We start from the raw sequence: 26482 nt of genomic DNA on the forward strand, positions 1-26482 counted from the left end.
CAAGCAATGCGCCGGAGGTTAGCCGTAAATTCCGGCCGCACCCAACGAGCAAGCCGCGTTCCTACCTGGACGGCGGGCCTGGTTCGGGGTTCGTTTGGTGCGGCCGGAATCCGCGCCTAATGTCTCGTCGTGTTCGCAGGCCGGACCTTGTATCCAGCCATGCTGACCTGTGGTGCTGATGTTGTCCCGTCCAATGGGGCAGCTCTATGGCCCCACCAGAGGCATCTTTCTTAACCCACCAAAGGAGCCTTACCTGATGCACCATCTGAGATTACGAGGGCAGCTGTAGCCGCGCACAACTAGCGAAACCGGTGTCCAGGCGTTACCACCTCCCGAATGTCGAAGGCTCCTCTCTTTGAGGGGCGTGGATTCACACCGGTGCGGCGCCGGAGGACTTTTCGACGAGACACCGGCGCCGCGCCTTCCTCACGTAAGGAGCTGCTCATGCAGCATGCCCAGGCACGTCCGTCTCCGGTCCGAACTGGTGTCGACCGCGCGGTGTCGATACCGGCACGGCGGTGGGCGTGAAGAAGGTTGGGGCAGCGGTCGGGCTGGCTGCGGCAGGTCCACTCGTCCTGGCTGTTCCCCTGGTGGTCGCTCTCGCGGGAAAGGCTGCGGCCTCGTGTGCTGGCGGCGGTCCACAGACTGTGGATTCGGCGGCAGTTGCCGCTCAGGTGAAGTCGATCCTGTCAGGCGGCGGTAAGTCCGACGTCTCCGTTGCGGGTTTGGATGATCTGGCCGAGCAGATCCCGAATGCGAAGATCATCGAGGCCACGGGGACGGCCATGCACGTTCCGGCCCGAGGGCAGGTCGTCGCCTTGGCAACCGCCTTGCAGGAGTCGGGCCTTAAGAACCTGACGTATGGGGACCGTGATTCGCTCGGCCTGTTCCAGCAGCGCCCATCGCAGGGATGGGGCACTCCGGCGCAGATTGAGGATCCGGTGTATGCCTCGACCCAGTTCTACTCGCACCTGTTGAACGTTCCTGGTTGGCAGTCGATGACGGTGACCCAAGCGGCTCAGAAGGTGCAGGGGAGCGCGTTCCCGGACGCTTACGCGAAGTGGGAGCCGTTGGCGACAGCACTGCAAAAGGCGATTGCCACCGAGTTGAACACGCCGGATGACGGTTCATCGGGTGGCTCCGGTGCGAGTACCGACGCGCCGTCGCCATCAGGCGGCGGCCAGACCGGAGGGCTCGTTGGTTGTAGCACCGAGGCTGACGGTTCGGGCTTCGGTCCGATCCCCGCCGGGGCGCTTCCGGCGGGGTACCAGATCCCGGCGACTTCTCCCGTGCAGGTGAGGACCGCGATCCGGTGGGCGCTGGGGCAACTCGGTACCCCGTACCAGTGGGGCGGGCACTGTACGGATCCCCACGGTGGTGACCCAATGGGCCGGTGCGACTGCTCCTCGTTGATGCAGATGTCGTACAAGGCTGGCGGGATCAGCCTCGGCCGGACCACGTATGACCAGGTCACGGAGGGCAAGGGAGTCGACGTCGACCACCTGCAACCCGGTGACTTGCTCTTCACCGAGAGCTCCGCGGCGGCCCCAGGTCATGTCGGGATGTACATCGGCTCCGGCTTGATCATCAATGCGCCGCACACCGGGGACGTCGTCAGGATCGCGACCCTCGCCTCCTGGAAGCCGCAGATCCTCGCGACCCGCCGCGTCGTCTGACCGGCGCCTCTCCCCTTTCCTACTCGACACACTCGAGGGCTCTCGCGCGCCCGGAATCAAAGTGGAGTTTCATCTGTGAGTCTCATCCAGCACGCCACCTACCTCGCCTACGATCCCGGGATCACGCCCAAGTCCGGTGGTCTGCCTGGCCTTTCGGTCCTGCAGAACGTGATCGGCAGCATCAACTTGTTCGGCATCATCGCTGTGGTCGGCGCTCTCGCTGTCTCTGCCGTCGTGTGGGCCTGGGGTCACCATTCCGGGTCCCACCAGGCCGAGGCCAACGGCAAGAAGGGCACCGTGGTGGCAGCCGGCTGCGCGCTGCTGCTTGGCGCGGCCAACGGCATCGTGGCCTTTTTCTCGGCGATGGGTACCCAGGTCCACTGATGCCGAAGCCGACCCATTCCCACCCCGGCGGCGCATCCACTGTGCGCCGCCGGGCGGTGATCGGCGCAACCGTCCTGGTCGTGCTCACCGCGCTGACCGCGCTGCTCTCCTACCTCACCCGTGACGACGCCCCCTCCAAGGCGCCAAGGGCGACGACCAGTTCAGTACCCGATGCCTCCTCGAAGCCGTCGTTCTCGCCGCCGTCGGGGTCTGCTCGCGCTGTGGCCGAACCGCCGGTCACGCACGATCCGGTCGCGTTCGGCAAGGCCGCCGCCGCTGTCCTGTGGTCGTACGACACGCGGCACTTCACGCAGGCGCAGTACCTGGCGGGGCTGCGGGGGTGGATGACCGGTGAGGCGCAGTACGCGGACTGGCAGTCGGTGGAGGACCAGGTGCCGGCCGCGCAGGTGTGGCAGCAGATGCACGACGACGGCCAGTTCGCCGCAGCCACGGTCTCGGACGGCCATATCCCGGATGCGTTCACCGCGGCGCTCAACGCGGACCCCGGAGCGATCAAGCAGGCGTACATCTACGCGGTCACTGTCTCCGGCACGGAGTCCATTGCCTGGAACGGCGCTCCGCGTGGGGGAGCTGAGGACCGCACCACCACGCTCGCTGTCCAGTGCCGTCCGGCCACGCCCTGTGCGCTGGTCGGTGTCATTCCGAACGTCGCGCCGTGACCCGCGCCGAGATAGACAAGGAGGTGCCCTGATGGGGGTTTGTGACCTTCCGCTGATGAACCAGGTCTGCGACGCAGTCGGCGGCGTGGCCTCCGGTGTCGGCTCGTCCATCACCGACGGCATCGGCGCGTGGATCGCCAAGTCCATGAGCGAACTGGCCACCAGCGCGGCCAACCTGGCCGCGAAGGCGGTGGACAGCACCACGGCAGTGAACCTGAACGCCTCGTGGTTCAGGGACAACTACGAACTACTCCTGCCGATCGGGTTGATCCTGACCGTGGGCACGTTCTGCCTGGCGTTGATGCGAGCGGCATGGCGGCGGGACGGTGACTCCCTGGCCCAGGCGGTGACCGGAACGATAACTGGGGTCTTCTTCGCCTTCGCGGTGATCGGCTGCACCACGGCCGCCCTGACGGTGGTCGATGCCCTCTCAGCAGGGCTGTTCCATGCGGCCAACACCACGCTCGCCGACGCGGTACGCCGGATTGTCGATGTCAGCGAGTTGGGGTCGCTGTTCCCGCTCGGGTGGGCTGTGCCGTCCCTGATCGCCCTGGGGTGTGCGATCGGCGCGTTCCTGTACTGGGGTGTGATGGTCTTCCGGAAGGTGGCCATCTTGATCCTGGTCACCCTCGCGATCTTCGCCGGGGCTGGCGGGGGCTGGGAGTTCGCCCGGCGCTGGCGGCGAGGCTGGATCGAGGCGACCGCCACCATGGTCTTTAGCAAGCTGTTGATGACCATCGTGTTCGTCGTCGGTATCTCGGCGATCGGCCGGTCCGACAGCCACGATGGCCTCTCGGCGCTGTCCGACATGATGGCCGGGATCGTGGTGATGGTCCTGGTGCTGCTGTGCCCGTTCGCGGCCTACCGGTTCGTGCACTGGGCTTCCGACGGCGGCAACGGGGACGAGTTGCACCGCACCAGCGCGGCCGGGCTGGCGACGGCTGCTGGGGCCGCCAAGACCGCGGGCAGTCTGGCCCTGCAGGCTGGCACCGGCATGCGTGCGCCTCAGGGCCCCAACCAGGTACCCGGCATGGGGGCGGACGGTGTGGCCTCGGGGATCGACCCGACCGGCGGCAGCCCGGCACCCCAGCAGACGCGGTTCCGGTTCGGCGAGGACCCGAACGCACCCGGCGACAGGGGCCGCCCGCTGATCCAACGTCCGCGCGCGGACGGCGACAAGGGCCAAGCCCTCATCCGCCGCCCCGGCCAGGGAAGCGCTTCGACACCGTTCTCGGGTACCGGGGGTGGCGATGCGCAGCCTGGTGCATCGGATGGCGCCTACGGCAGCGCTGGTTCGGATGATTCCGTCGCGCCGCTCGCGGATCAGGGTCCGCCTCCCCAGGGTGCCGCTGTCGCACCGCAGGCGCCGCACCGGATCTACCCGGGGCCGGATTCCGCATCGTCGGGCGGTCCCGCCTCGGCACCGCCGCCCGCAGCAGGTGGCGCTGGCGCGGCTTCGTCGGTCTCGGGGCCGTCGCCCCAGGGGTCGCCGACGCCGCACCGCTGGGTCTTTCCCAACCAGCCGCCTGGCAGCGGATCGAGTTCCTAGCCCCCCACCTTCCCGGGGGCGGGCTGCGGTCTCGCACGCCCACAGCCCGCCCCTCTTTCCACCGTTTCCCCTGATAGTTGAGGGCTGCTCCACCATGTACGCCGAATCGCCCCACCCCGAAGCACCGACCACCGTGAAGTTCCCGCACCGCTCCCGGCGCGGCATCCTGCTCGGTCTGACCACGCCACAGCTCATCGTCACCGGCATCACCGGCCTGCTGCTCCTCGGCGTGATCGTGAAGTACGGCCTGGCGGCTGCACTGAAGCTGATACCGCTGTGGGCAGTCATCGCGCTGGCCGTCTTCGTCCGGCACCGCAGCCGGTCCCTGGCCGACTGGACCCCGATCGTCGTCCGTTACGCACTGCGGCGTCTCCGTGGCCAGTTGGTCTGGCTGGCCCGCCCGTCCCGGCGCCCCCGGCGTGAGGGCCTGCTGCACCTGCCCGGCAGCGCCGCCTCCCTGCGGGTGCACACCTCTCCCGACCGACGCTTCGGCGCCGTGCACGACCCGCATGCGGGCACGCTGACCGCGGTGGTCAAGGTCAGCAGCCGCGCCTATGCCCTGCTCGACCCGGCCGCGCAGAACGCCAACGTCGCGGGATGGGGCAGGACGCTGGCCGCCCTGGCCCGCACCGGTCAGATCGCCCGCGTCCAGGTCCTGGAGCGCACCGTGCCGGACAGCGGTGACGCGCTGAACCGGTACTGGAGCGAGAACGGCAACCCGGACGCCACCATCGCCGGCCCGGTCTACACCGAGCTGCTGTCCGCTGCTGGCCCTGCCGCAGCCCCGCACGAGGCATATGTGGCCATCGCGTTGGACACCAAGGCCGCCCGCAGGCTGATCAACCAGGCCGGTGGCGGACTGACCGGTGCCTTCTCCGTCCTGACCCAGTTGACCGTCACGTTCGATCAGGCTGCCCGCACCGCCGGCCTCACCCCGACGGGGTGGCTGTCCGCGACCGAGATCGCCGCCGTGGTCCGTACCGCCTACGACCCCAACGCGCTGGCCGTACTGGAGCGTTGGTCCGCCTCCGGCCGCCCCCAGGCGCACCCGGCGGCTGCCGGACCGGTGGTCCTGGTAGAGAAGGCCGACCACGTCGAGACCGACACCGCGCACCACGCCACCTTCTGGATCGAGAACTGGCCGCGCACCGAGACCAGCCCCGGTTTCCTGCACCAGTTGCTGTTCACCTCCGGCGTGCGGCGCTCCCTGTCGCTGACCTACGAGCCCAAGGGCCTGGACTCGGCACTGAAGGACGTCCAGCGACGGAAGGCGACTGTGATCGCCGATGCGGCCGAGCGCGCGCGCAAGGGCCAGGTCGACAGCGAAGAGGACGCCACCGAGTACGCGGACATCAAGGCCCGCGAGCACCAGCTGATCGCCGGGCACGCCGATGTCGCGCTGACCGGCCTGTTGACCGTCTCCGCCGACTCCCGCGAGAAGTTGCGCGCCGCATGTGCCGCGATCGAGACCGCGGCGGTGGCCGCCATGGTCGACCTGCGCTCGCTGACCTGGCAACAGGCCGAAGCCTTCAACGTCGCCGCCCTCCCGCTGGCTCTCGCCGCCTGAACAAGAGTGCACCCTGCTATGTCGACCCCTCCCCCGCCGCCCTTCGCGCAGGACTTCGTCCCCTTCGCCACCGCCGCGCTCGACTTCCATCGGGCACTCAACCTCCCGAGCGGTCCCCTGGCAGCCAGCCGGACGGAGTTGGACGCACTGCATGCGCACGTCCTCTCCCTGCATGGCCTGCTCGACGACCACGCCAGCCGGACGACACCGGTCGCCGCGGTCGAAGGCGACCATCTGCGGGCGGCCCGCACCCGGTTGTGGTTGACCGCCGAGCACCTTCACGCCGCCTACCACGCAGCCCCCCACGCCCGCTCCGGCCCCGTGCTGTCCAGGGAAGCCTGCCGGACGGGCCTGCCCGAAGGGGCACCGGAGCTGACCATCTGCCAGCGCCACTTGGCCGCCGCCGCGAAGGTGCGACACCAGGCGACCCCGGCTGATCTGCGCGACCCGTTCACCGGCCTGATCCGCCACTAAACCCCAGCACCACCGGAGACCACCGCCGTGCCCCGCCAGCGTGCCATCGCCACTCCCCTGTTCACCCCGCGCAAGAGGACCCGGGCCGAACAGCGCGCCGCCCGCGAGCAGTTCGCCGCCGCCCGACACCAAGCGCGTCTCGCCGCACAACAGACAGCCCGCCGCAGCCACGACGGCATCGATCCCGAGCTGCGCGCCACCTACGCCCCGGCCGGGCGGCCGGGGCCTGCCTCCGGCCGCGGCGGCAAGCTCAAGCTCCCCGCCCACCGGATGACCACCGCCACCGCATCCGGCGCCTACCCGTTCCTGGCCGAGGGCGGCCTGGGGGCCGAAGGCATCTACATCGGCCGTGACGTCCACGCCGAAGCGGCCTTCACCTACGACCCGTTCGCGCTCTACGGACGCCTGGACGGATTCACCAACCCCAACATCCTGCTCGCCGGGATCATCGGCATGGGCAAGTCCGCCCTCGCGAAATCCCTGGCCACCCGCGCCATCGCCTTCGACTACCGCATCTACGTCCCCTGCGACCCCAAGGGCGAGTGGACCATCGTCTCCCAGGCACTGGGCGGCGACACCATCGCGCTCGGCCCCGGTCTGCCCGGCAGGCTCAACCCACTGGACGCACCCGACCGTCCCCTCGGCGTACGGGAGGAGGACTGGTTCAACGAGGTACGCAAGCGGCGCCTGCTGCTGCTCGCCTCCCTCGCCCGCACCGTCCTCAAGCGCGACTTGCACCCGATGGAACACACCGCGCTGGACGTCGCGCTTGACCTGGTAGTCGCCCAGGCCGATGCCACCGGAACCACCCCGCTGCTCGGCGACATCGCCCACATCCTCAGCTCGCCCGCCCGACTGGACGCGGCGTTCGGTGAGCAGTCAGGGCGCCTCGGCCAGGCAGCCGAAGACCTCGCACACGCCCTGCGCCGATTGATCCACGGTGACCTTGCGGGGATGTTCGATGCACCCTCGACCGTCCGGTTCGACCCGACCGCGCCCATGCTCACCATCGACCTGTCACGCCTGGGCGGCACCGGCGACGACACCGGACTCGTGCTAGCCATGACCTGCGCCAGCGCCTGGATGGAGTCAGCCCTGGCCGACCCCACCGGCGGCCGTCGATGGGTGATCTACGACGAGGCATGGCGCGTCATGCGGCACGTCGCCCTGCTGGAGCGCATGCAGGCCCAGTGGAAGCTCAGCCGGGGCCTGGGCATCGCCAACCTGATGGTCATCCACCGCCTGTCCGACCTGCTCACCGCAGGCGATGCCGGATCCCGGGGACGCGCGCTGGCCGAGGGCCTGCTGACCGACTGCTCGACGCGGATCATCTACCGCCAGGAAGCCGACCAACTCGCCACCGCCGCGTCACTGCTGGGGCTCACCGGGGTCGAAACCCAGGCCGTCTCCGCCCTGACGAAGGGGCGGGGCCTGTGGAAGGTCGCGGGCCGCTCCTTCATCACCCAGCACATCCTCCACCCCCGCGAGCGCGAGCTGTTCGACACCGACGCCCGCATGCACGCCTGACCCTCCCCTGGCTCACAAGGAACTCCCCATGTCCGCACCAACCGCCGGACGCACGACTCGCGCCGACCTCCCGGAATTCGCCACCGCCCTCGCCGACCGGCTGCCCGGAACCTGGATGACCGTCGCAGAATACTTCACCGAACGATTCCAGCAGCACCAGGCCACCGAACGTCTCTGGGCTGCCGGACATTTGGACTGGGCCGTCCGCGAGTTCGTCCACGACGAAACAGCCCTGCTCATCGGTCCAGGTGACGAGCTACTCCTGGTCTTCGATCGGCCCTTGCGCCGCGATCAGTTCCTCGTCGGCGCCGTCGCCCCGCCCGGTGTCGATGGCAACCTGCGCCTGACCTCTGCCCCGGACGGCGTGGCGGTCTCCCGCGACCCGGCTCGGGCAGCGTCTACTGTCAGCCGACGTCTCCTGCCCCGGTACCACCAGGCGGTCGACGACGTTCGACTGCCCGCGCTGGCCCCCGACGCTACGTCGAGGCCCGCCTGTCCGACACCCACCGCGTACTGGACGCCGTCGCCTACGTCCACGGCAACGGCCGCCCTCTGCCGGCCGCTGGCACGCGGCCCGAGGCCGCCCGCGCCACCTCCCCGGCATGCGTCCACATCCGCGTCGCAGCAACTGACGCATCCGGCGCCGTCACCGTGCCATCCGCTCCGCCCCAACCCCGGGCCGCACATCGCTGACCTGCGGCCCGTCTCCGCCAGGGCGGACAGCACGCCCGCATCACCCCGCCCGTCCCGTCAGAGGAAGTTCTTCATGCCGCCCGAACCCGACGTCGCCTTCGGACGCCACCCTCACCTCGGTGTTGCCGCCGCCGTCCGCGACGGCCTGCCCCAGGCAGAAACGATCCTTCGCCACCACGGCTTCACTCACCACCGCGATCTGGACATCTACACCCTTCCCAGCTCGATGCTCCACGGTGAAGCGGTACGGCGGACCGCGCAGGCGACCGCCGCCTTGCAGGCCGAGCGACTCACGGTCGCCGTCGATCCGCGCGTGATGTACCAGCCCACGACGGTGGCGCCGTCGGCCCTGGTCACCCAGGTCGGCCGTGCCCGGAACGCCTCGGACATCACCGACCTGATTGATTCCGTGGTCGACGGCTACACCGGAGCCGTCCCCGAACTCGAGCTGTTCCTCCAGGCCACGGCGAACTGGGGCGAAGAGCGCCTCGGGCCGGCCGGGTCCGACATCGCCCGGCGCTTCGAGCATCTCTCCGAGCGGTTGGCCGAGCTGGCCGAGGACCTGTGCTGGACAGGTGTGGACCTGGTGGATCTCACCGGCCCTGCCCCGGCCCGTGACCAGTCGCTGCCTGCTTCGATCCGAGCCCGCGCCGCAACCGCCGCCTCACCGGCCGCCGATGCCCGCAAGCCCTCATTTCCCACCGTTGTCACAGCGATGCAATCGCCCTTCTCGGCACCGTCGGCGTCCCCGTCACCCGGCCCGCGCCGCTGATCTCACCACCGCCCTACTGATGAGGAAGCACTGACATGGCTGTAAAGAGGATCTGGACCATTACCCACACCTGTGGCCACAGCAGCGAGGCCGACCTGTCCTCGCGCCCCGCCGACCGGCGCGCCAGCTACGCCAGGTGGCTGGCCGGGCGAGACTGCACCGACTGCTGGAAGGCCAGCCGCGAGGACGACTCCACTGACAGCACCGCATGGTTGGAGGCCAAGCGGGCCGCCGAGCAGGCCGAAGCTGACGCGTGGAGCGAGCATTACCGCATGCCGCCGCTGGAAGGCACCGACCGTGCCGTCTCCTGGGCAACGCGCTGCCGCCACCAGCTCCTCTCCGCCGCCTACATCGCCACTGTGCTGGAAGGCGCCACCAGCGACGCCGAGTGGGAGCAGATCGAGGAGGCCGCTCGCACCATCACGCGGGCCGGTTGGTGGATCGATCAGCGCGACGCCGACCCCAGCGACCTGCCGGAACTGCTGGACGCCGCCACCGAGGACGACCGGCCAACCGAGAACCCGCACTTCTGACGCCATCCCCTGGGGTGCACTACCACGTACGTACGTCCGGCCGGGCCAAGCATGCGATCGCACGGATCCTGTCGTCCGCAAGCTGCACCCCGGGGGCTGCCCGTCTTTCGTGACATCAGCAGCCCAGACGAAGGAGACCGTCGTGCCCGAGCCGACCATCACCATCCAAGTCGAGCCCAGCGGCAGGGTCAGCGCCCGAGGCGCCGACGACCTGGCCGCCGTACTCCTGCGCCGGGCCGGATTCACCGAGATCAACGACTGGCACGGCCTGCGCCACCGACTGGCCTTGACCACACCTTTCGAAGAGCGGACGGACGTGGCCACGTACGCGGCGCAGATGCTGCGGGCAGCCCGCTACAACGTCGTCATCGACCCGGCACTCGACACCAGCCGCATCACCCGGCTGGGAACTAAGCGATCGGCTCTGCGCAGCCAGTGAACAACTTAGCCAGATCAGGGACGACTTGCACGGGCTTCCCCACGAGATCAGGACGTTGGACAGCGCCGACGCGTGCGAGACCCAGCACGCCGTTGCTGCTGCGGCTTCCATGCCTGCTGTCGCCCATGCGGCCCGCGCCGTCTCGCCGGTTACCACCAACGTCGCGACAACCAGCGCCCGTTTCCCAATGAGTACGGCATCACCCACGCCCACCTCGCGGTCGCCCCGGCGATCGCTGTGAAGCCCTGGAGTTCCGAACTGTGCCCGACCCCCTTGCCAGTCTGGACGACCGCTTGGAGGCGAAGCTCGGTTGCAGCCTCGACGAGCTGTACGCCGTCGCACCTGACGCGGCAGACGCCGCACTCACCCTGATCACGACGCACCGGCATCTCGTCACCGCCGAAGCATCCACCGCCGCGCTGCGAGCACGGCTGGACTCGCTGACCGGGAGCGCTCACCGCACCGACGCGATTTTCGTGGACGCCTTGTTCGACATCGCCGAGCAACTCGACAACGCCGTGACCCAACGCGATGCACTGCGTTCCCGACTGACCGACCTCCTCACGCCGCCCTCCGCGCGCACTACGCCCCGCCTCACCCGCTAAGGACACCGCCCATGACCGCCAGAAGAGCACAGCGCAGCGCTCCTCAAGCCTTTCCCGTCTGCTCTCGGAGTTCGAAGTGCCATCCCCGCGTACACGTACGCCCTCGTCCACCCCCGGAACCGACGCTCTGCTCTACCTGATGCTCGGCGTTGCCGGTGTGTTTCTCGGGGGCGGATCGGTTGCCTGGCTGTTCGGCAACCTCACCAACTTCCTGCTCGGATCGGGCCCGTGGGCCCGCTACCAGATCGCAGAAACGATCCTTCATCCCGCCCGTTTGTGGCCGGCTCTTTCGCAGCCCGCGCTGATCGCCGGCTGCTACGTCGTGCCCGCGCTCGTCCTCCTGACCATTGCCGCTCTCGGTGTGAAGCTTTGGCTGCGGCTGCGGCGCAACCCGCAGGGCCTGGCCAGCCGCCGCGATTTGGCCGCGCTGCTGCCCAAGGAGATCGCCGCCAAGGCCATCGACCTGCGTCCCAGCCTGAGCAACGTCAAGCCCGCCCAGGTCAAGCCCGAAGACCGCGGGATCCTGCTCGGCACCCTGAAGAACACCCGCACCGAGGCACGGTCCTCCTGGGAGGACGTTCTTCTGCTGATCATGGCCCCGCGGTCCGGCAAGACCAGTGGCATGGCCATCCCCGCGATCCTGCGCGCTCCCGGCCCGGTGCTGCTGACCTCCAACAAGGCGGCACGCGACGCGTTCACCGCGACCGTGGACGCCCGCGCCGAGGTCGGCACAGTGTGGACTCTGGATCCGCAGCAGATCGCGCACGCGCCGCGCGAGATGTGGTGGGACATCCTCGCCGACGCCCGCGACCTGGCCGGAGCGCGGCGCCTGGCTGGGCACTTCGTTTCCGCGAGCGTCGATGAGTCCAGCCAGGGCGACTTCTGGTCCACCGCCGCCGCCAACACCCTCACCGCGCTGTTCCTGGCAGCGGCCCGTTCCGGTCGCCCGATCACCGGTGTGCTGGCCTGGCTCGCTTCCCCGGCCGACCGCACCCCGGTCGACGTCCTTCAGGACGCCGGGCTCGACGCGGTCGCCGCCCAGCTCCAGGGGACGGTGGCCGGGGCCGTCGAGACTCGCGACGGCATCTTCGAGACCGCCCGGCAGTACGCGGCCTGCCTTCTCGATCCTGCCATCGCCGCCTGGGTCACCCCCGATCCGACGCTGCTGGAGTTCCAGCCGAACGCCTTCGCCACCAGCCGCGACACGCTGTTCCTGCTGTCGAAGGACGGCGGCGGCTCCGCCTCGGCGATCATCGCCGCAGCAGCCGATGCCGTGATGCGCTCCGCTGTCATCCAGGCCGAACGCGACGGTGGACGCCTCGACCCGCCGCTGCTGGCGATCCTGGACGAGGCAGCGAACGTCTGCAAGATCAGTGATCTTCCGGACCTGTACTCCCACTTGGGGTCCCGGGGCGTCATTCCCGTCACGATCTTGCAGAGCTACCGGCAGGGCGTGCGGGTGTGGGGCGAGGCCGGCATGGACGCCCTGTGGTCTGCGGCCACTATCAAGGTGATCGGCAGCGGCATCGACGACGCGGACTTCGCCGACAAACTCTCCCGCCTGGTGGGCGAGCACGAAGTGCAGACCGTCTCCACCTCCAACAGCGAGTCCGGCCAGTCCACTTCAGTGTCGATGCGCACCGAGAAGATCCTTCCCGCCGATGAGATCCGCGCCCTGCCCAAGGGCAGCGCGCTGTTGCTGGCCACCGGAATCCGCCCCGCCCTGCTGGATCTGAAGCCCTGGTACAGGGAGTCGAACGCCAAGCAGCTCGGCGCCGCTTCCGCCCACGCGACGGCGGCCATCACACAGCGGGCCATCGCCAAGACCGTGCGCCGCGAGGACTTCGGAACCGCAGCATGACCACACCCCCTCACGCTTCCTCATCTGCTCACCCGTGGCCGTCTGGAGCCTGATGTCCGAGCACACCCCCACGTTCTCTTCCGTCCACGCCTCCGCGCGCCTGGCCGATACCCCCCTCGTCAAGTGCCGGAGCGACTGGTGGCTGGTCACCCCGAGCGGCTCGCTGCGTGCGACCGACCCGCACTTCATCGGCGAACTGGACGGCTTCGCCGCCGCTTTGGCCCTTGCCGACCAGGCGGTAGCGGAGGCAGTCACTGGCCAGAGGGCCGGGCAAAAGGCCGAGCGGTGACGCCGCTCATCCAGGCCGAGCAGGCCGTCCTCGGCGCCATTCTGCTCGATCCCGACCAGCTCCCCCGCCTGTCCGCGTGGCTCGCGCCCGATCACTTCTACCGGCCCTTGCACGGCGCCCTGTACGCCGCGATGCTCCACCTGCACGCCGCCGGTCACGAGGCCGCGAAGCGGCAGCCCGGCCACGACGTCCCGATGTCGTGGGTGACCGACACCCTCACCAAGGCGAGCACGCGCATCCGCGGGGTGACCGCGTCCTACGCGCACACCCTCATCGCGGCCTGCCCCCGCCCGGCCCATGCACCGGTCTACGGCCGGATGGTGCTGGAAGGCGCGATCCACCGCAGCGTTGCCGAGCACGCGACCCGGCTGCACCAGGCGGCACACGCCGATGCGATACGCCGCGAAGTCGAGGGGACCGTGCACCACGTCCAGGTCCTGACCGAGGTCCTCGACGATCTCGCACGCCGCTGGGGCACCGAGCCACGAGCCACCGCCCAGCCCCAACCTCAGCCACCATCCACCACCGCGTCGGCTCCATCTCGCGTGCCGGACGGGCAACTTGAGGACGAGCCCATGCTCCTCGCGAGTCTCGTGGACCACTCCACTGAACTCGGCGAGTTGGTGGCCTGGCTACGCCCGGAGGACTTCGCCGATCCCGGTCACGGACACCTGTACCGATGCCTGGGAGCGCTCCATCATCGCGGCGAGCCCATCGACCCACTCACGGTGTTGTGGGAGGCCCAACGGCGCGGCGTCCTGATCGACGGCAGTCTGGACGCCGACCAGATCCTCACGATCTGCGGCACCCCAGGCATCGCCTCCGAGCACTTCGGCGAACGAGTCCTGCGCTCCTCGCTTTTGCGCACGGCCGCCGCCTCCGCGCGACAGGTCGGCGAGTTGTCCGACAACCGAGCCCTGGCACCTGGGCGCCTCATCGGCTACGCGCTCCACGCCCTCAAGCCCGTTGATGACGTGCACCGCCGCTGGCGCATCGCCACCGGCGCATCCGACCGACCCACGTCGCCGCAGCCGCGTTCATCGGCACGCATGAGCGCCGCCCTCGCCCGCAGCCAACCGCACCCTGCCGCGCGCGGACGTCCTCAAGCCGCCGCGACACCAGCCTCCCTCCCTGCCGCCCGCTCTCACCACCGGAACCACTCGTGATCCACACCCCCCGTGAAGACGCCCGCGCCCTGTCCGCGATGGCCCACGAGGTCGACACCCTGCGCCAGAGTCTGCCGGTCGCCGAAGACCTCGACGGCTCCTTGGACTTGGTATGCGCTTCCCATCAGCTCGCTGCACTCAACTCCCTTGTCACCTGGCTCTCCGATGAGGTGCTCTCCCGCGTGGCCGACCGCCGGCCCGTCTCCGACGACCGCCGCAGGGCCGTCGCCGCCTTCTGCAGCGCAACCACTGACGCCGGACAAGCCGCTGCAGAATTCGCAGGCGTCTACGAGCAACTGGGCTTCTTCTACAGCGTCGCCGGCTACCACGACTCCGCCGACCTACGCGATGTCCGCTGGCACGCCACCACGGTGGCCGAGGACCACCTCAGCGCCACCCACAACGCACTGCAGTCCGCGGCCGACACGCTTCACCTCACCTCCGTACACCTCAACTCGGACGCTGGTCCCCGCGCCACCGCAGCCCGTAGCAGCACCACCACGTCCACGCGCATCGCCGCCTCCGAAGCGTTGTCTTCCTACCCACCAGCGGCCGTGCACATAGCCGCCTCCGGCGCCTCCCGCCCGGCCCGCTGAGGTGCCCGACTCCCCGGCCACGCCGCTGATCGGCAGCCTGTGCTCGGGATACGGCGGCCTGGACCTCGGCGTCCAAGCCGCCCTCGGCGGCAGCCTGGCCTGGCACGCCGACATCGACCCAAACGCCGCCCTCATCCTGGCCCGCCACTGGCCCAAGGTGCCCAACCTCGGCGACATCTCCGCCGTGCGATGGGCGGATGTGCCACGGGTCTGCGTTTTGACCGCCGGCTTCCCCTGCCAGGACGTGTCCTTCGCCGGTCGCCGGGCCGGGCTCGCCGAAGGGACCCGCTCCGGCCTGTGGCACCACGTGGCCCGCGCCATCGAAGCTCTCGACCCCTGCCTGGTGGTGATCGAAAATATCCGAGGACTGCTCACCTCGCCCGCCGGTTCCCCTGGCGACGTGGAACGCTGCCCGTGGTGTCTGGGAAACACCCCAAGTCAGCCTCCTGTGCGAGCACTTGCTGCCGTACTCGGGTCCCTGGCCGACCTCGGGCTCGATGCACGCTGGTGCGTCGTTCGCGCATCCGATGTCGGAGCACCGCACCGCCGTGAACGCGTCTTCCTCACCGCCTGGCCCACCCGCAGGATCACCGCTGCTCAAGACTCCGACGAGCAACCTGGGATCCAACGGCGGCAGCCAGCACCCGGCCAAGCGCAAGCGCGGCGGCCACGGACCGAATCTGGCCGACGAGGTGGAGTGGCTCCTGCTGCCCACCCCGAAGGCTCCGGACGGCATCAAGGGCCGCCCCAACCAGCGCCACGGCAACGGGGATCTGACCTTGCCGTCAGCAGCGGCCCGGCCACTCTCGACGCAACAACCGCACCACACACCCACGAGCCGCAGGGTGCACGGGGAGGTCCGACCGACCTGGCTAGTGATGCCCATGCCGTTGTGGAGCGGCACCGAGTCGGACCGGACACGCTCGACACCAGGTGGGGACCGTACGCCGCCGCCGTCGCTCGATGGGAGATGCGCACCCGCCCGGCTCCGCTTGCCACCGATGCTTTCAGCCGCCTGAGCCCGGCTTTCATGGAGTGGATGCAAGGGCTACCCCAAGGGTGGGTGACCGGTACTCCCGGCCTGGGCCGACCCGCCCAGCTCACCGCGCTGGGCAACGGCGTCGTTCCCCAACAAGCCGCACACGCACTGCAGTTGCTCAGACCACCCCTGGGACTATGCCCGAGCTGTAGGCGGTGGTGAGGCCCTACTACACCTGCCTTCCCGGCCGGGCCAAATCCCTCTTTCTCCGGATTCTCATCCTCCGACGCCGTTCAACCGACACGGAGGAAGGCCCATGTCCGAACCCACCGAAGCGATCCCAGAGCCCGTCCGTATACCCGACCACGACCTTGACGACCTCGCTGCCACCGTCTCCCGACTCGTTGCCGAAAACCGCACCCATGGCCAGCTCCTGGACCGCCTTACTTCCGAAGGTGCCGAAATGCAGTCGGCGCCTTCGGAGCAGGCCGCGCCAGCAAGCGAGGACACGCAGGAGGAGACCGATCCGTCGTCGGTGTTCATCCTCGCCCTCGATGACGAGGCATACGCAGTCGAACTGGCGGCGCTGCGGTTCTGGGTGGACCACCTGGTGTTGCGCACCTACGGGCGAGAGGTCACCACCAGCCGCCCGTGGTGCCAGCAGTGGAGTGAGCACCCCGAGGCGGTCGCGCGCCTGCACGCGCTATGGCTGGCCTGGCAGCAGTTCACCGACGTCGAAGCCGGGCTCGCCGGCCCCTCGATCTGGCACCGCGACCACCTCGACCCGGCCCTGCTCCAACTACGTTCTGCCGACGGGCCGTTCGCCGCCTGTACCACCAGTGCGGCCCGCCCCAACCACCGGCTTCTGGCTTCCCCCGTACCCGCCTCCGAGGCAGCCTGACATGTCCCACCAGCACGAACCGTGGCGCCCCGACTACCGGCTCGATGGCTTCGAGCCCGCCAATGACGCCACCGCAGCCGACTTCGGCGCAGCCACGATCTGCGACGACAGCTTCATCCCCGTCACCGCACACCACACTGGCGATGGCCGCGACAGCTACCTGGTCTTCTACGACACATCGGCGACCTGGGACGTTCCCGGCACGCCCGCGTACGTGGCCATGCACATCACACGCGACCGCGAACGCCACACCTTCCGTTGCGCCACCCAATCCGAACCGCTGGTCCCCCTTGCGCAGCGGTGGCTCATCCAACGCGGCTGTCCTGCCGAGGCGATCAACGCCTCGCCCGACGACGCCCCCCAGCCGAAGGACAACCTCACGCAGCGGCTGGAGGAGCAGCTGAAGTCATCGAGTGATCGATACGACGTGCTCGACCACTACACCCACAACCCCGGCAGTTTCGACTTCGGCACGGAGACCTGGGCCATCATCCACGACCGGCACCCGGACTCCGCTGAACTGCCTTACCGCGTCTTCATCGAAGAGGTCTCAAAGGACTTCGACGTCTACACCGTGCGCGAGGGCGCCTTCTCCAGTTGCGAGGACGCAGACGAGTGGCTGTTCAACCGCGACACTCCGCTGCCTGAGCCCGCAGCCAGCCCGAATCCCTCTGCCACGGCTGCTCGCGCACAGGCCGCGCTCACGCGCTCCACCACCAAGAGCTGGGCAGCACCCGCCTCGATCACCGTGGATTCCGCGATACGTCCGGCCACCGAGCAGCCGCAGACCCGAAAGGGAACGCGATGAAGGCCCCCCGCTACGCCTTCGCCGCGCACCCAGACGCCCTGGCCGATCTCCGCCAGATCCCGAGCCACATCAGGGACTTGGCGTTGTTGGAACTCCAGCACCTGGTGCACGGCAACGAGCGCAGTGCACCGCTCAAGGGCCGACTCGCCGACTGCCACAAGGTGTACATCGACCCCAAGGCCGAGTGGCGCCTGGTCATCCGGTTCCGCGACGCACCGCCGGAAAGCCAACACCGGCGCGAGATCTACCTCCTGGCGGCAGGCGAACGCGAAGCCGGCGCGGTGTACCGCGTCGCTCACGAGCGTTTGCAGCGGGTCCCGCAGACCACCATCACGGCGAGCACGCCGGTCGGTCGCCAAGCACAAGCCGCCCGAGCTCGATCACCACATCTGCGCAGCGTTCCCACCGTCGCCACCACACCCGAGCCGCACCCCCACCGTCCTGCCACCGCGCCCGCCCCTGCCCGAAAGGCCCGCGCATGAACGTCTCCCGCCAGGAAATGGCCGACCTGCTCACGCAGACCGCGAACGGCATCGCCGCCGTGCTGGATGCGGATCCCCCGGCTCCCGCCCGATCCAATCGCCCCTACCTGGCGCCGCTCCTCGGACTGCTGTCCGCCGCGACGCCGGTGTTGTCCACGCTCTCCGACCCGAGTCTTGTCTCGTAACAGGTCGTGGACCTGCTGGGTGGTGCCGTCGGCTTCCTTGGCGTAGTAGTCGAACACGGTCTCGTACGGCCGGAAGTCATGCGGCAGGTACTCCCACGGAATACCGGTGCGGTTGACGTACAGGATCGCGTTCACGATCTCCCGCAGGTCGTGCACCCGGGCCGCTGTGCCGGGCCCGGTCCGGCTCGCCTCCGGCTCGCCCGCCAGGCGGTGAACACCGGCTCGATCAAGGCCCAGCGGGCGTCGGACACGTCACTGCGGTACGGACGACGAGCACTCACACCCTGTGCAACAACCGCCAATGCCACCGGTCACAAAAACATCCCAGAACACCAACTACCTAGATCAGATGCCCTCTAAGTCCAATACCAGCGACTTTGCGTGCTGTTGGGTCGTTGGGTGTGGTGTGCCAAGGCCGGGTCAGGTGAAGTCGTCGTCGGGTGGGCGTCTGTCGGATCGGATTGCTCTGGGGGTGCTGACGCGGGTGTTTCCGCCCGACTTGGTGGATGAGGTGATCGCTGAGTGCGGGCGTGTGGAACAGCGGTCGCGTCTGTTTCCGGCCCGTGTGGTGGTGTATTTCGTGCTGGCGATGTGCCTGTTCGCCGGGCAGGGCTATGAGGAAGTCGCCAGGCTGCTGACCCAGGGTCTTGAGCGGGTGCGGCGGTGGGAGAAGGCGTGGCAGGTACCGACGACGGCAGCGATCGGCAGGGCTCGTCGCCGGTTGGGGCCACAGCCGCTGAAGGTGTTGTTCGGCCGTGTCTGCCGACCGGTGGCGGTGCAGGACACGGCAGGTGCCTGGTATCGCAGGTGGCGGCTGGTGGCGGTGGACGGCACTGTCTTCGATGTCCCCGACACCGAGGACAACGCTGGGTTCTTTGGCCGTCCTGGCTCGGGTCGCGGGCAGCAGCGGAGCGCGTATCCGCAGGTCAGACTTGCGGCACTGGTGGAGTGCGGGACACACGCGGTGTTCGCCGCGGCAACGGGACCACTGTCGGTGCACGAACAGCACCTCATCCCGGATCTCCTGGGCCGGCTTGAGCCGGGCATGCTGGTGCTTGCCGACCGGGGGATCACCGGCTTCGAGTTGTGGCGGGCGGCCGCGAACACAGGTGCCGACCTGTTGTGGCGGGTCCGCAAGAACGTCGTGCTCCCTGTCGTTCGGGATCTCGGTGATGGTTCCTACCTGTCCGAGATCGTCGCGTCCAGCGACCGCGGCCCCCGCCGGGATCCCGCCAGGGTCCGGGTGATCGAGTACACCCTCGACGGCGGCGAGGAGGCGGTCTACCAGCTCATCACCACGCTCTGCGACCCCCACCAGGCCCCTGCCACAGAGCTTGCTGCCCTCTACCATCAGCGGTGGGAAATCGAGAGCGCCCTGGACGAGATCAAAACGCACCAGGGCGGGCACCAGCTTGTCTTGCGCTCGCGGTATCCCGACGGTGTCGAGCAGGAGGTCTACGGGTTCCTCCTGGTTCACCATGCCTTGCGGGAAACCATGCACCACACCGCCCATCAGGCCGGTCTCGATCCCGATCGGATCTCGTTCACCCGCACCCTGAACGCCGCCCGCCGCCACGTCACCGGCCAGGCGGCACTTTCCCCCCTCCAGGCTCCAGCAGGCACTGGCTCACACGGCCCGTGAGCTGCTGGAAAGGCTGCTTCCACCCCGAAGGCTGCGTGCCAATCCCCGCGTCATCAAACGCAAGATGAGCAACTGGCACCTCAAACACACCCACCACCGCAACCCACCCCGACCACCCACGCGCGCAGTCACGCTGGTCCCACCCACCAAACCCACCAGCACACGCCAGAAAAGAACCTAAATCACCGGTATTGCCTCTAAGTCGTCCCTACGAGACGGTCCAGTTCGCCCACGGCAGACGCCCCCGGGCGGAATCGACTACGCACTTCGGCACGCCCCATGCCAACGTACGGGCGTCGGGAAAACCCCAGGTCACCAACCCTCCACCCCACTGCAACAGGAATGCCGTTGACTCACCGTGCACCGCTCACCAACCACCACACCGACGGCACGCCGTGCCCGCCTGAACACAAGCACACCGCCTCCGGCAAACCGCTTCACCCCGACTGCCCCGGCCGCGCCTACTCCCAGGCCGTCTGCACCTGCGGCACGTGGACGTTCAAGGATCGCGGCAAGGGGTACGTGAACGAGTCCCGCAAGCGCCACGTGGCCAGCCATGCCAACCCCGCCGCACCGTAAGCCCCGCGCGACCGACTCGGCCTCGCCCTGCGCTGAACTCCTCACCACGACCCCGTCTTCGGCCCTGAGGGATTCCCATGCCCCGCTCACTGACCGTCGGACAGCTGATCCGCCAGCTTCAGGATCTCGATCCCGACCAGCCTGCCCGTCTGGCCATCAACCCGGACTGGCCTTTCTCCCACTACGTCGGTCGCGTCCTCGATGCCGACGGCGCCGTCTTCATCGCCGAGGACGGCCAGGAGGGCTACCTGCCCCACGGCGTCGGCATTCAGCTCGACTGGCTAACCGGTAGCAACCCCGTCAACGCCCGCGACTCGCACGACGCCCCGTGGTCCCCCGACGCGCCGGACGCCGCGCACGTCGTCACCGGAATTCTGGATGGCCCGGGCTGGACTGTAGACGACGACAGCCTGCCCGCCACCTACTCCGCACCCGGCGGCCACCCCTGGGTCCGCCATGACGATGACGGCTGGCTCTACGAAGCGCGCAAGGCTCCCGAGGCCGATCCGACCTGGCACGTCCACTTCACGTCCTCCGTACCGGCCGACGCGATCCGGGCGTTCACCGCCGCCCTGCTGGCCACATCCTGACCCTGGTCCCAGCTCAAGCCGCCCGAGACGTCTCACGCCTCGGGCGGCTTGTCTTTCACCACACCACTTCACCAACAGGAGCGAAGCCATCACCGCCTTGACCGATACCCTCCTGCCACTGCCGACGCTCGTGCACACCCCCATGCCCGCCGGTACTCGCGGCGCATTGGTCTACACATCAAGTGCTTCTCCCCATCGCGACATCCTCGTTCGTTGGATCAGCCCCGACGACAACCGCCTCGGGTTCGGGAAGATCCTGTTGAACTGGTGGCCCGCAAGCGAGGGCGGCATGGACGTCACCGCCCACCTCGGCCTTGCGACCAGCGAGGTCCTGCTTGCCACTTGGCCGGGGCTGACCGGCCACTGGTCGCACGTCATCCGCCCCACTCTGAACGGAACAACCGGTCTGTGCGCCGCACTCACCGTCGCCAAGGTCGCCTTGGACGTCGCGAACCGCATCGCCGGACCCCGATAGGCCCACCAAGAAATGGCCGCCCCCGCCTCACCCGGCAGGGGCAGTCTCGTCGTGCCAGCGCAATGCCTCACACGCGGCGTCCGTCCACCGACGAACGTGCCCAGCGCCGCTGACTGCCCATCGGGTGCGTACAGATGGCGAGCGTTACATCTGCTGCAATACCGCCGGTTAGGGAAGGTAGGTGCCAGCCAAGGTTCCGTCGTATCCCGTAGCCCGGACCGCTGCCGTGAAGTTGGTGTAGTTGGTGCCGGGCCCGCTGATCATGGCGTCGAAGTCGGCATGCGAGATTTCCGGTTCGGCCCACTGGTGTGCGCAGCGGCAGCGGATGCTGACTCTGCTGCCGTCGCAGATGATCAGCCAGTCACGGCGGGCGCCGCAGGCGGGACACATCACGATGATGCCGGTGATGGTCAGCTCGTGCGGGTGCAACACAGAACGCGAGTACCCCGGGGTGTCAGGTTCTTGCAGCTCTTCTTGGAGACGTAGCAGCGGGTCGTCCAGCGGGGCCGTGGGCTGGTCGGTGGTCTTCGGCTCCCGGTCCATTCGTCTTTGCACGAGCATCATCTCCATCAAGTCCATCTGATTCCTCCGTAACAGTGGGCGCGACGGATGTCCAGCGCTTTTGTGCCCACTGGTGAGTTCAAGCTGCTGGTCAGTGCCGCGTCGGCCTGGCGTGTGATTGTGCCGGGGTGGGCTGGGCTGCAGTCGTCGGGTTCATGCGTGCGGCGTTCCGACCGGATTGTGACTTGTTCTGCCGATTTGCTGCCTTCTTGTCGGATGAGCGGGGCGCAGTCGGTTGCGTGGGGAGGTCGCCCAGGCGGCGCAGCCGCCAGACGAGAACGTCGTTGACGTTGTCTGCCGTGTCCAGTTCGCGCATTTCCACGGCTTCCTTGAGCAGGGCTTCGGGGTCGTATCCGGCTTGCTCGGCTTGGTCGAGCGTGGCCGCCAGCGCGTCCCACCCGGGTGAGCTGCTCGCGTGGTCGGCGCCTTCGGGGAGCGCCGCTCGGACGGTGATGAGGTGTCGTTCGCGGGTCGTTTCGGGAAGCGATCGGCCTTGCTCGCGCATCGCGTTCATCGGGGCTTGAGCCGCAGCTTGGTACCCGGCCCGCAGATGCTCGGCTGCCTCGCGTGAGGCGGCGGCCTGCTGGGCGTGTCCGCGGGCGGAGTGCCAGCGAGCGGCGGCGACGGCGACGAGCACCAGGGTGGAGAGCAACATGGCGGTGGCGCCGCCGTCTTCGCCTCGGCCGAGCGCGCCGCCGGCGTGGACGATACCCCGGGCGGCGGCGCGAAGGGCGTGGTTGTCGGCCTGCTCGGCACGAATGTGGGAGCGAGTGGCACGTTCGAAGGCGCGGGCGGCGGCGCGCAGTTCTGGACGGCTGGCGGCCGGGGCGGTCTGTGCGATGGCGTCCAGCACTTCACCGATGCCCACGAGTTGGGCAGCGGCTTCTTGCGCGTGGTCCTCGTCGAAGGCGCTCATGGCCTGCTCGGCTGCCTTGACTGCGTCTCGGCGAGCTTGCGCGGGGCGCGAGGGTCGAACGGTGACCGTGGTAACGGTCGGCACCTGTGGGTCGCCGTCGGCCTCGTTGGTGGCAGCAGGGTTGGTCAGTCGTTGCCGGATCTTGGGAAGAGACAGGTCGGGAGCGAGTTTGGAGCCGGGGAACCAGATGGGGTCACCGTTGCGGTTACGGTCGCCGGGGAGTGCGACCTTGTAGCCGAGGACGTCGCCGGAGGGGACGTGGCGCTTGTCGACGCGCAGTCCGGCCGCGGTGAGGCGTTCGAAGAACTCGACTTCGGTGGAAGCTCCGGCGAGGGCTTGGCGAACGGCCTCCCTGAGCGTCTCGCGTGCGGTCTGGTCCTGTCCGGTGCGTTCGGCTTTGAAGTGCTCAGCGTTGGTGGGGTTTTTGGCTGCGGTGCCGTCGCCGGGGTTGAGTTCGCGCAGGTTCCATTCCTTCTCGACGCGGCGGCATTCGTCCTGGGCGCGGTTGAAGTCGTAGGCAATGCGGGGTTGTCGGAGGTTGCCGCGCACGATGGTTGCGGCGATGTGGATGTGGTCGTGGGCGTGGCGGACGGCGACCCATCGGCAGCCGTCTGGGTCGTCAGTGGGGGCGATGCCGGTGGCGTTGACGATGCGGCGGGCGACCTCGCCCCATTCGGCGTCGGTCAGGTGCCGGTCGCCGGGGTCGGTGCGGACCGAGCAGTGCCAGACGTGCTTGGCGGGCCCGCGGTCGCCGACCTGGATGACGCGCAGGTCGAGGGCACGGGTGAGCTGGGTGAGGGTGGCATCGGGGTCGCGGCCTGGGTCGGGTGCGAAGCCGTCCCAGGAGGCGACCAAGTGCGGGTCGGTGTGCTCCTCGTGCCGACCGGGTCCGTAGAGGTAGGCGAGCAGGCCGTGCGTGCGCGAACCTCGGGTGACGTTAGGGACCATCAGGCGCGTTGCCGGGCCAGGGTTTCGGCGGCCTCGTCGATGCGCGTGAGGGTGTGCACCAGGCGGGTCAGCGTGTGGTCGAGTACCACGGGTCGGGGCTGGCTGCCGGAGTTGTAGATGTACGCGATCTGGTTGATGTTGTTGCCGACGCGGGAGATCTGGGCGCGCAGTGCTGCCAGTTCGTCGATTGCGGTGTCGAGTTGGCCGGTGGCGTGCAAGACGGTGGAGAAACCGCGGGCTTCGGCTAGTCCTGCGGTGGCCAGGAAGCCGGAGGGGAACATGCCGGTGCGTCGTGCGGCGGCGACGATCTCGCTCTTCTCATCGGCGGTGAGGCGGACGGCGATCACGTCTTCGCGGTGTGTGGGCTGGTAGGTGCGGCGGCGCGGCCGGCGGTCGGGGAAGGCGGGCGTGATCCGGCTCGTCGGTATCGAGCTGGTGCTGCTGTCTGCCCCTTCCTCCTGCTGTGGCGACCCCTGGCGCCGCAGGTCCGGCTGGTCCTCGTGCGCCCTCGCTCGGGGACCAGCCGGGCCTCGCCCGCTGCCCTGGGCGGGGGCAAGCGCGTTGGGTATCCCTTTGGGATATCCAACGCAATAGCTTGCTCCGCCGGGGGCCGTGGGAGCGTGACGCTCCGGTTCAGGGCGGGTGCCGGCGGGGCCCGGGATCGTCATCGGGTCCTCTCCGCGCGGCGGCGCACGTCGCGAAGGATTTCGGCGACGTAGTCCATGGCCAGGACAGGGTGATGGAGGGTGCGTGGGCAGCTTTCAGGGGTGCGTTGGACGGTCCAGGTGCCGTCCGGTGCAGTCTCGACGCGGTGGAGATGGCCTCGGTTGTGCAGAACGGTGATCCAGGCGTCGGCTTGGGCTGTAGTGGCGGGCGCGGTGCGCATGGGCGGCTCTCCAGGGCGGGGAGATCTTGCGTGGGGATGTCACGGGGTGGGTGGTCTGACCGGAGCGACCGGGTCAGACCACCCACACCGTTGGGTTGGCCGGTCAGGCGACCTGGCTGTTGTCCGACTATCCGGGCGTGTCCCGGAGCTGCTGCATCAGGTCGGTCAGCCGCTGGTTGGACAGTGGGAGACCTTGTCCGCGGATGGCTTGGGCGACCACCGCGCGGGTGACCCGGCCGGAGTCGTTCACCGCCTTGCGGGCGATCGGGAGGAGCTGCTCGGTGACCGGATCGGTCGTACGGTCACCGCTGTCCGGGGTGTCCGAGGCGGGCTCCGGCGTGGCGGTCACAGGCCGGGCGGTCGGCGAGGGGGCGACCTGGAGGGCTCTGGCGGGTGGCTGTCTGCCCTGGGCAGAGGCGTCAGACGGCTCGCTGTCCGAAGTCGGGGCTGTGGCGACCGGGGTAATCTCCTTGCCCGGGGTGTCCTGACCGGCCGGTGTCCGGGTGTCCTGATCCGTGCTGACCGGGGTCACCGGCTTCCGGTCAGTCGGTCGTCCGGGTGACCGGGACAGTTCCGGGCGTGGGTGTCCGCCGAAGACCTCACCGACCGGCTTGTCCTGCTGACCGGTCCGGCTGAGCCGGGTGGCCGGGACACGGTCGAGTGCGTGCTCGTGGTGTCCGCGTTTTCCGGGGCCTGCTGATTCGGTGACCTGGCGCGCGATGAGGATGTAGAGGTGGACCGCTCCGGCTAGGGCGAGGGGCGCGAGGGTGGACAGGACACCGACCGTGAGGTCTTCTAGCCGCAGTCCATGGCCGACGGGCTGTTCCTCGTTAAGGCGGACGGCGTGGAGGGCATTGGCCCAGATACTGGCGGCGGTGGCGGTGCCGAAGAGCGTCCACACGTACAGCCGGGAGAGGAAGGCGGCGGCCCGCAGGACCAGCAGGGCGCGCACCCCGTAGGCGATGAAGCCGTCGATGACCAGGGGGAAGAGGTAGGTGAGCAGGCCGCGAACGTGGATGGCGACGGCCATCTGCTGGAGGGCGTCGTACGACAAGGCGCACCCGGCGCCGCCGAGGGTGATGATCGCGGCCCGGTCCCAGCCGGTGATGCGCGCCTGAAGCGGTGCGGGGGCGGTCACGCCGCCGCCTGGACGTCGGCGCGGGTCAGGGTAGCCTTCTTCTTCCGCGAGGCGCTCTTGGCCTTGGTTTTGCCCTTGCGCTTGCCCATGGCCCTGTTGCGTTCCTTGCGGCGCTGCTCGCGGTAGAGCTTGTGGGCGTGCTCCTCGGTGAACTTCAAGATCCAGGCCAGGCGGCTGGCAGGGGTGCCGCCCTTGTAGGCGGCGTGGATGAGGACCTGGCGTTCGGCTTCGGTGAGGTGGATGTCGCGGCCTGCGAAGGCGGCGTTGATGCGGGCGTAGTCAACGCGGCGCTTCAGCTTGCGGTGCAGGCTGGCGCGTTCCTCCTCGGTCAGGCCGCCTCGGATGCCGTCGGTGTCGCCCGCTTCCAAGGCGGCGTCCAGGCAGATCTGCTCGACCGGGCATTGCGAGCACAGGCGCTTGGCGGCTTCGATACGGTCCAGCTCGTCGGGTTCGGGGAAGAACATCTCCGGGTCGAAGGGGTTGGCCTCGGTAGAGCGACAGGCGGCTCGGTCCTGCCAGCTGAAGTCGCCCAGGGTGCGGTGGACAGGCGTCATCGAGTTCGTGGGCATGAGGTGGTTCTC

Annotated in this window: 29 protein-coding genes and 1 pseudogene; 24 read left to right on the top strand and 6 right to left on the bottom strand. The window is 68.9% G+C overall.

Annotation, left to right across the window (positions count from 1 at the left end):
• Positions 1-524 precede the first annotated feature (524 nt).
• The 20 genes from P3G67_RS22160 to P3G67_RS22255 all read left to right on the top strand — a co-directional run bounded on the left by P3G67_RS22160 (position 525) and on the right by P3G67_RS22255 (position 18166).
• Complete coding sequence (locus P3G67_RS22160; RefSeq protein WP_276095076.1) at positions 525-1676, top strand: C40 family peptidase; 1152 nt, start codon at positions 525-527, stop codon at positions 1674-1676.
• A 75-nt stretch (positions 1677-1751) separates the two neighbouring features.
• Positions 1752-2060, top strand: coding sequence for a DUF6112 family protein (locus P3G67_RS22165; protein WP_276095019.1), 309 nt, complete (start codon positions 1752-1754; stop codon positions 2058-2060).
• Positions 2060-2740: a hypothetical protein gene (locus P3G67_RS22170; RefSeq protein WP_276095020.1), complete on the top strand. Its 681-nt coding sequence runs from the start codon at positions 2060-2062 to the stop codon at positions 2738-2740. Before P3G67_RS22165 ends, P3G67_RS22170 begins: the two co-directional genes overlap by 1 nt.
• Before the next feature lie 31 nt (positions 2741-2771).
• Positions 2772-4289, top strand: a complete 1518-nt coding sequence (locus tag P3G67_RS22175) for an SCO6881 family protein (RefSeq protein ID WP_276095021.1) — start codon at positions 2772-2774, stop codon at positions 4287-4289.
• A gap of 94 nt (positions 4290-4383) precedes the next feature.
• The gene (locus P3G67_RS22180) at positions 4384-5856 is read left to right on the top strand and encodes an SCO6880 family protein (protein ID WP_276095022.1); all 1473 of its coding nucleotides are present in this window, start codon (positions 4384-4386) and stop codon (positions 5854-5856) included.
• 18 nt (positions 5857-5874) lie between these two features.
• A complete protein-coding gene (locus P3G67_RS22185) occupies positions 5875-6330 on the top strand; it encodes a DUF6238 family protein (RefSeq protein WP_276095023.1) in 456 nt (151 codons plus the stop codon).
• Positions 6331-6357: 27 nt separating this feature from the next.
• Positions 6358-7857, top strand: a complete 1500-nt coding sequence (locus P3G67_RS22190; RefSeq protein ID WP_276095024.1) for an ATP-binding protein — start codon at positions 6358-6360, stop codon at positions 7855-7857.
• A 28-nt stretch (positions 7858-7885) separates the two neighbouring features.
• On the top strand, positions 7886-9322 hold the full coding sequence (locus P3G67_RS22195) for a hypothetical protein (protein ID WP_276095025.1): 1437 nt from the start codon (positions 7886-7888) through the stop codon (positions 9320-9322).
• A gap of 35 nt (positions 9323-9357) precedes the next feature.
• A complete protein-coding gene (locus tag P3G67_RS22200) occupies positions 9358-9855 on the top strand; it encodes a hypothetical protein (protein WP_276095026.1) in 498 nt (165 codons plus the stop codon).
• A 142-nt stretch (positions 9856-9997) separates the two neighbouring features.
• Positions 9998-10294, top strand: coding sequence for a hypothetical protein (locus P3G67_RS22205; RefSeq protein ID WP_276095027.1), 297 nt, complete (start codon positions 9998-10000; stop codon positions 10292-10294).
• A gap of 260 nt (positions 10295-10554) precedes the next feature.
• Positions 10555-10899 carry a hypothetical protein gene (locus P3G67_RS22210; protein ID WP_276095028.1) on the top strand — a complete coding sequence of 115 codons (345 nt, stop codon included), beginning with the start codon at positions 10555-10557 and terminating at the stop codon, positions 10897-10899.
• A gap of 76 nt (positions 10900-10975) precedes the next feature.
• A complete protein-coding gene (locus tag P3G67_RS22215) occupies positions 10976-12760 on the top strand; it encodes a type IV secretory system conjugative DNA transfer family protein (protein WP_391858315.1) in 1785 nt (594 codons plus the stop codon).
• 52 nt (positions 12761-12812) lie between these two features.
• Positions 12813-13049 (top strand): hypothetical protein, encoded by a 237-nt coding sequence (locus P3G67_RS22220; protein WP_276095029.1) that lies wholly within the window; start codon positions 12813-12815, stop codon positions 13047-13049.
• A complete protein-coding gene (locus P3G67_RS22225) occupies positions 13046-14215 on the top strand; it encodes a DnaB-like helicase N-terminal domain-containing protein (RefSeq protein ID WP_276095030.1) in 1170 nt (389 codons plus the stop codon). Before P3G67_RS22220 ends, P3G67_RS22225 begins: the two co-directional genes overlap by 4 nt.
• A complete protein-coding gene (locus P3G67_RS22230) occupies positions 14212-14811 on the top strand; it encodes a hypothetical protein (RefSeq protein WP_276095031.1) in 600 nt (199 codons plus the stop codon). The genes P3G67_RS22225 and P3G67_RS22230 overlap by 4 nt, the downstream gene beginning before the upstream one ends.
• Position 14812: 1 nt before the next feature.
• Positions 14813-16012 (top strand): DNA cytosine methyltransferase, encoded by a 1200-nt coding sequence (locus P3G67_RS22235; protein ID WP_276095032.1) that lies wholly within the window; start codon positions 14813-14815, stop codon positions 16010-16012.
• A gap of 94 nt (positions 16013-16106) precedes the next feature.
• Complete coding sequence (locus P3G67_RS22240; RefSeq protein WP_276095033.1) at positions 16107-16691, top strand: DUF4913 domain-containing protein; 585 nt, start codon at positions 16107-16109, stop codon at positions 16689-16691.
• A 1-nt stretch (position 16692) separates the two neighbouring features.
• Entirely contained in the window at positions 16693-17499 is an 807-nt protein-coding gene (locus P3G67_RS22245; protein WP_276095034.1) for a hypothetical protein, read from the top strand.
• Positions 17496-17981 (top strand): hypothetical protein, encoded by a 486-nt coding sequence (locus P3G67_RS22250; protein ID WP_276095035.1) that lies wholly within the window; start codon positions 17496-17498, stop codon positions 17979-17981. Before P3G67_RS22245 ends, P3G67_RS22250 begins: the two co-directional genes overlap by 4 nt.
• Positions 17978-18166: a hypothetical protein gene (locus tag P3G67_RS22255; protein ID WP_276095080.1), complete on the top strand. Its 189-nt coding sequence runs from the start codon at positions 17978-17980 to the stop codon at positions 18164-18166. Before P3G67_RS22250 ends, P3G67_RS22255 begins: the two co-directional genes overlap by 4 nt.
• 66 nt (positions 18167-18232) lie before the next feature.
• Here P3G67_RS22255 and P3G67_RS36105 read toward each other — a convergent pair.
• Positions 18233-18322, bottom strand: a pseudogene (locus P3G67_RS36105) (transposase); the annotation flags it as partial.
• Between the two features lie 250 nt (positions 18323-18572).
• On the opposite strand from P3G67_RS36105, the gene P3G67_RS22265 reads away from it, so the two are divergent.
• From P3G67_RS22265 to P3G67_RS22280, 4 genes are all read left to right on the top strand, one after another.
• The gene (locus P3G67_RS22265) at positions 18573-19808 is read left to right on the top strand and encodes an IS4 family transposase (protein ID WP_276095078.1); all 1236 of its coding nucleotides are present in this window, start codon (positions 18573-18575) and stop codon (positions 19806-19808) included.
• A 348-nt stretch (positions 19809-20156) separates the two neighbouring features.
• Positions 20157-20387 carry a hypothetical protein gene (locus P3G67_RS22270; RefSeq protein WP_276095036.1) on the top strand — a complete coding sequence of 77 codons (231 nt, stop codon included), beginning with the start codon at positions 20157-20159 and terminating at the stop codon, positions 20385-20387.
• Positions 20388-20464: 77 nt separating this feature from the next.
• On the top strand, positions 20465-20977 hold the full coding sequence (locus tag P3G67_RS22275; RefSeq protein ID WP_276095037.1) for a DUF317 domain-containing protein: 513 nt from the start codon (positions 20465-20467) through the stop codon (positions 20975-20977).
• 97 nt (positions 20978-21074) lie between these two features.
• On the top strand, positions 21075-21452 hold the full coding sequence (locus P3G67_RS22280) for a hypothetical protein (protein WP_276095038.1): 378 nt from the start codon (positions 21075-21077) through the stop codon (positions 21450-21452).
• Between the two features lie 168 nt (positions 21453-21620).
• Here P3G67_RS22280 and P3G67_RS22285 read toward each other — a convergent pair whose 3' ends face one another.
• The 5 genes from P3G67_RS22285 to P3G67_RS22305 all read right to left on the bottom strand — a co-directional run bounded on the left by P3G67_RS22285 (position 21621) and on the right by P3G67_RS22305 (position 26470).
• The gene (locus P3G67_RS22285; RefSeq protein ID WP_276095039.1) at positions 21621-22031 is read right to left on the bottom strand and encodes a hypothetical protein; all 411 of its coding nucleotides are present in this window, start codon (positions 22029-22031) and stop codon (positions 21621-21623) included.
• 73 nt (positions 22032-22104) lie between these two features.
• A complete protein-coding gene (locus P3G67_RS22290) occupies positions 22105-23877 on the bottom strand; it encodes a relaxase/mobilization nuclease domain-containing protein (protein WP_276095040.1) in 1773 nt (590 codons plus the stop codon).
• Positions 23877-24224, bottom strand: a complete 348-nt coding sequence (locus P3G67_RS22295) for a plasmid mobilization protein (RefSeq protein WP_276095041.1) — start codon at positions 24222-24224, stop codon at positions 23877-23879. Before P3G67_RS22295 ends, P3G67_RS22290 begins: the two co-directional genes overlap by 1 nt.
• A gap of 666 nt (positions 24225-24890) precedes the next feature.
• A complete protein-coding gene (locus P3G67_RS22300; RefSeq protein ID WP_276095042.1) occupies positions 24891-25901 on the bottom strand; it encodes a DUF2637 domain-containing protein in 1011 nt (336 codons plus the stop codon).
• Positions 25898-26470 carry a WhiB family transcriptional regulator gene (locus tag P3G67_RS22305; protein ID WP_276095043.1) on the bottom strand — a complete coding sequence of 191 codons (573 nt, stop codon included), beginning with the start codon at positions 26468-26470 and terminating at the stop codon, positions 25898-25900. The genes P3G67_RS22300 and P3G67_RS22305 overlap by 4 nt, the downstream gene beginning before the upstream one ends.
• Positions 26471-26482: the final 12 nt, after the last annotated feature.

It is taken from the genome of Streptomyces silvisoli (assembly GCF_029269905.1).
Lineage (GTDB): Bacteria > Actinomycetota > Actinomycetes > Streptomycetales > Streptomycetaceae > Streptantibioticus_A > Streptantibioticus_A silvisoli_A.

Bases quoted from the DNA above. Each gene is read 5' to 3' on its own strand.
- P3G67_RS22170 (WP_276095020.1), top strand. From the start codon at position 2,060: ATGCCGAAGCCGACCCATTCCCACCCCGGCGGCGCATCCACTGTGCGC.
- P3G67_RS22175 (WP_276095021.1), top strand. From the start codon at position 2,772: ATGGGGGTTTGTGACCTTCCGCTGATGAACCAGGTCTGCGACGCAGTC.
- P3G67_RS22180 (WP_276095022.1), top strand. From the start codon at position 4,384: ATGTACGCCGAATCGCCCCACCCCGAAGCACCGACCACCGTGAAGTTC.
- P3G67_RS22185 (WP_276095023.1), top strand. From the start codon at position 5,875: ATGTCGACCCCTCCCCCGCCGCCCTTCGCGCAGGACTTCGTCCCCTTC.
- P3G67_RS22195 (WP_276095025.1), top strand. From the start codon at position 7,886: ATGTCCGCACCAACCGCCGGACGCACGACTCGCGCCGACCTCCCGGAA.
- P3G67_RS22200 (WP_276095026.1), top strand. From the start codon at position 9,358: ATGGCTGTAAAGAGGATCTGGACCATTACCCACACCTGTGGCCACAGC.
- P3G67_RS22220 (WP_276095029.1), top strand. From the start codon at position 12,813: ATGTCCGAGCACACCCCCACGTTCTCTTCCGTCCACGCCTCCGCGCGC.
- P3G67_RS22240 (WP_276095033.1), top strand. From the start codon at position 16,107: ATGTCCGAACCCACCGAAGCGATCCCAGAGCCCGTCCGTATACCCGAC.
- P3G67_RS22245 (WP_276095034.1), top strand. From the start codon at position 16,693: ATGTCCCACCAGCACGAACCGTGGCGCCCCGACTACCGGCTCGATGGC.
- P3G67_RS22250 (WP_276095035.1), top strand. From the start codon at position 17,496: ATGAAGGCCCCCCGCTACGCCTTCGCCGCGCACCCAGACGCCCTGGCC.
- P3G67_RS22255 (WP_276095080.1), top strand. From the start codon at position 17,978: ATGAACGTCTCCCGCCAGGAAATGGCCGACCTGCTCACGCAGACCGCG.
- P3G67_RS22275 (WP_276095037.1), top strand. From the start codon at position 20,465: ATGCCCCGCTCACTGACCGTCGGACAGCTGATCCGCCAGCTTCAGGAT.
- P3G67_RS22285 (WP_276095039.1), bottom strand. From the start codon at position 22,031: ATGGACTTGATGGAGATGATGCTCGTGCAAAGACGAATGGACCGGGAG.
- P3G67_RS22290 (WP_276095040.1), bottom strand. From the start codon at position 23,877: ATGGTCCCTAACGTCACCCGAGGTTCGCGCACGCACGGCCTGCTCGCC.
- P3G67_RS22305 (WP_276095043.1), bottom strand. From the start codon at position 26,470: ATGCCCACGAACTCGATGACGCCTGTCCACCGCACCCTGGGCGACTTC.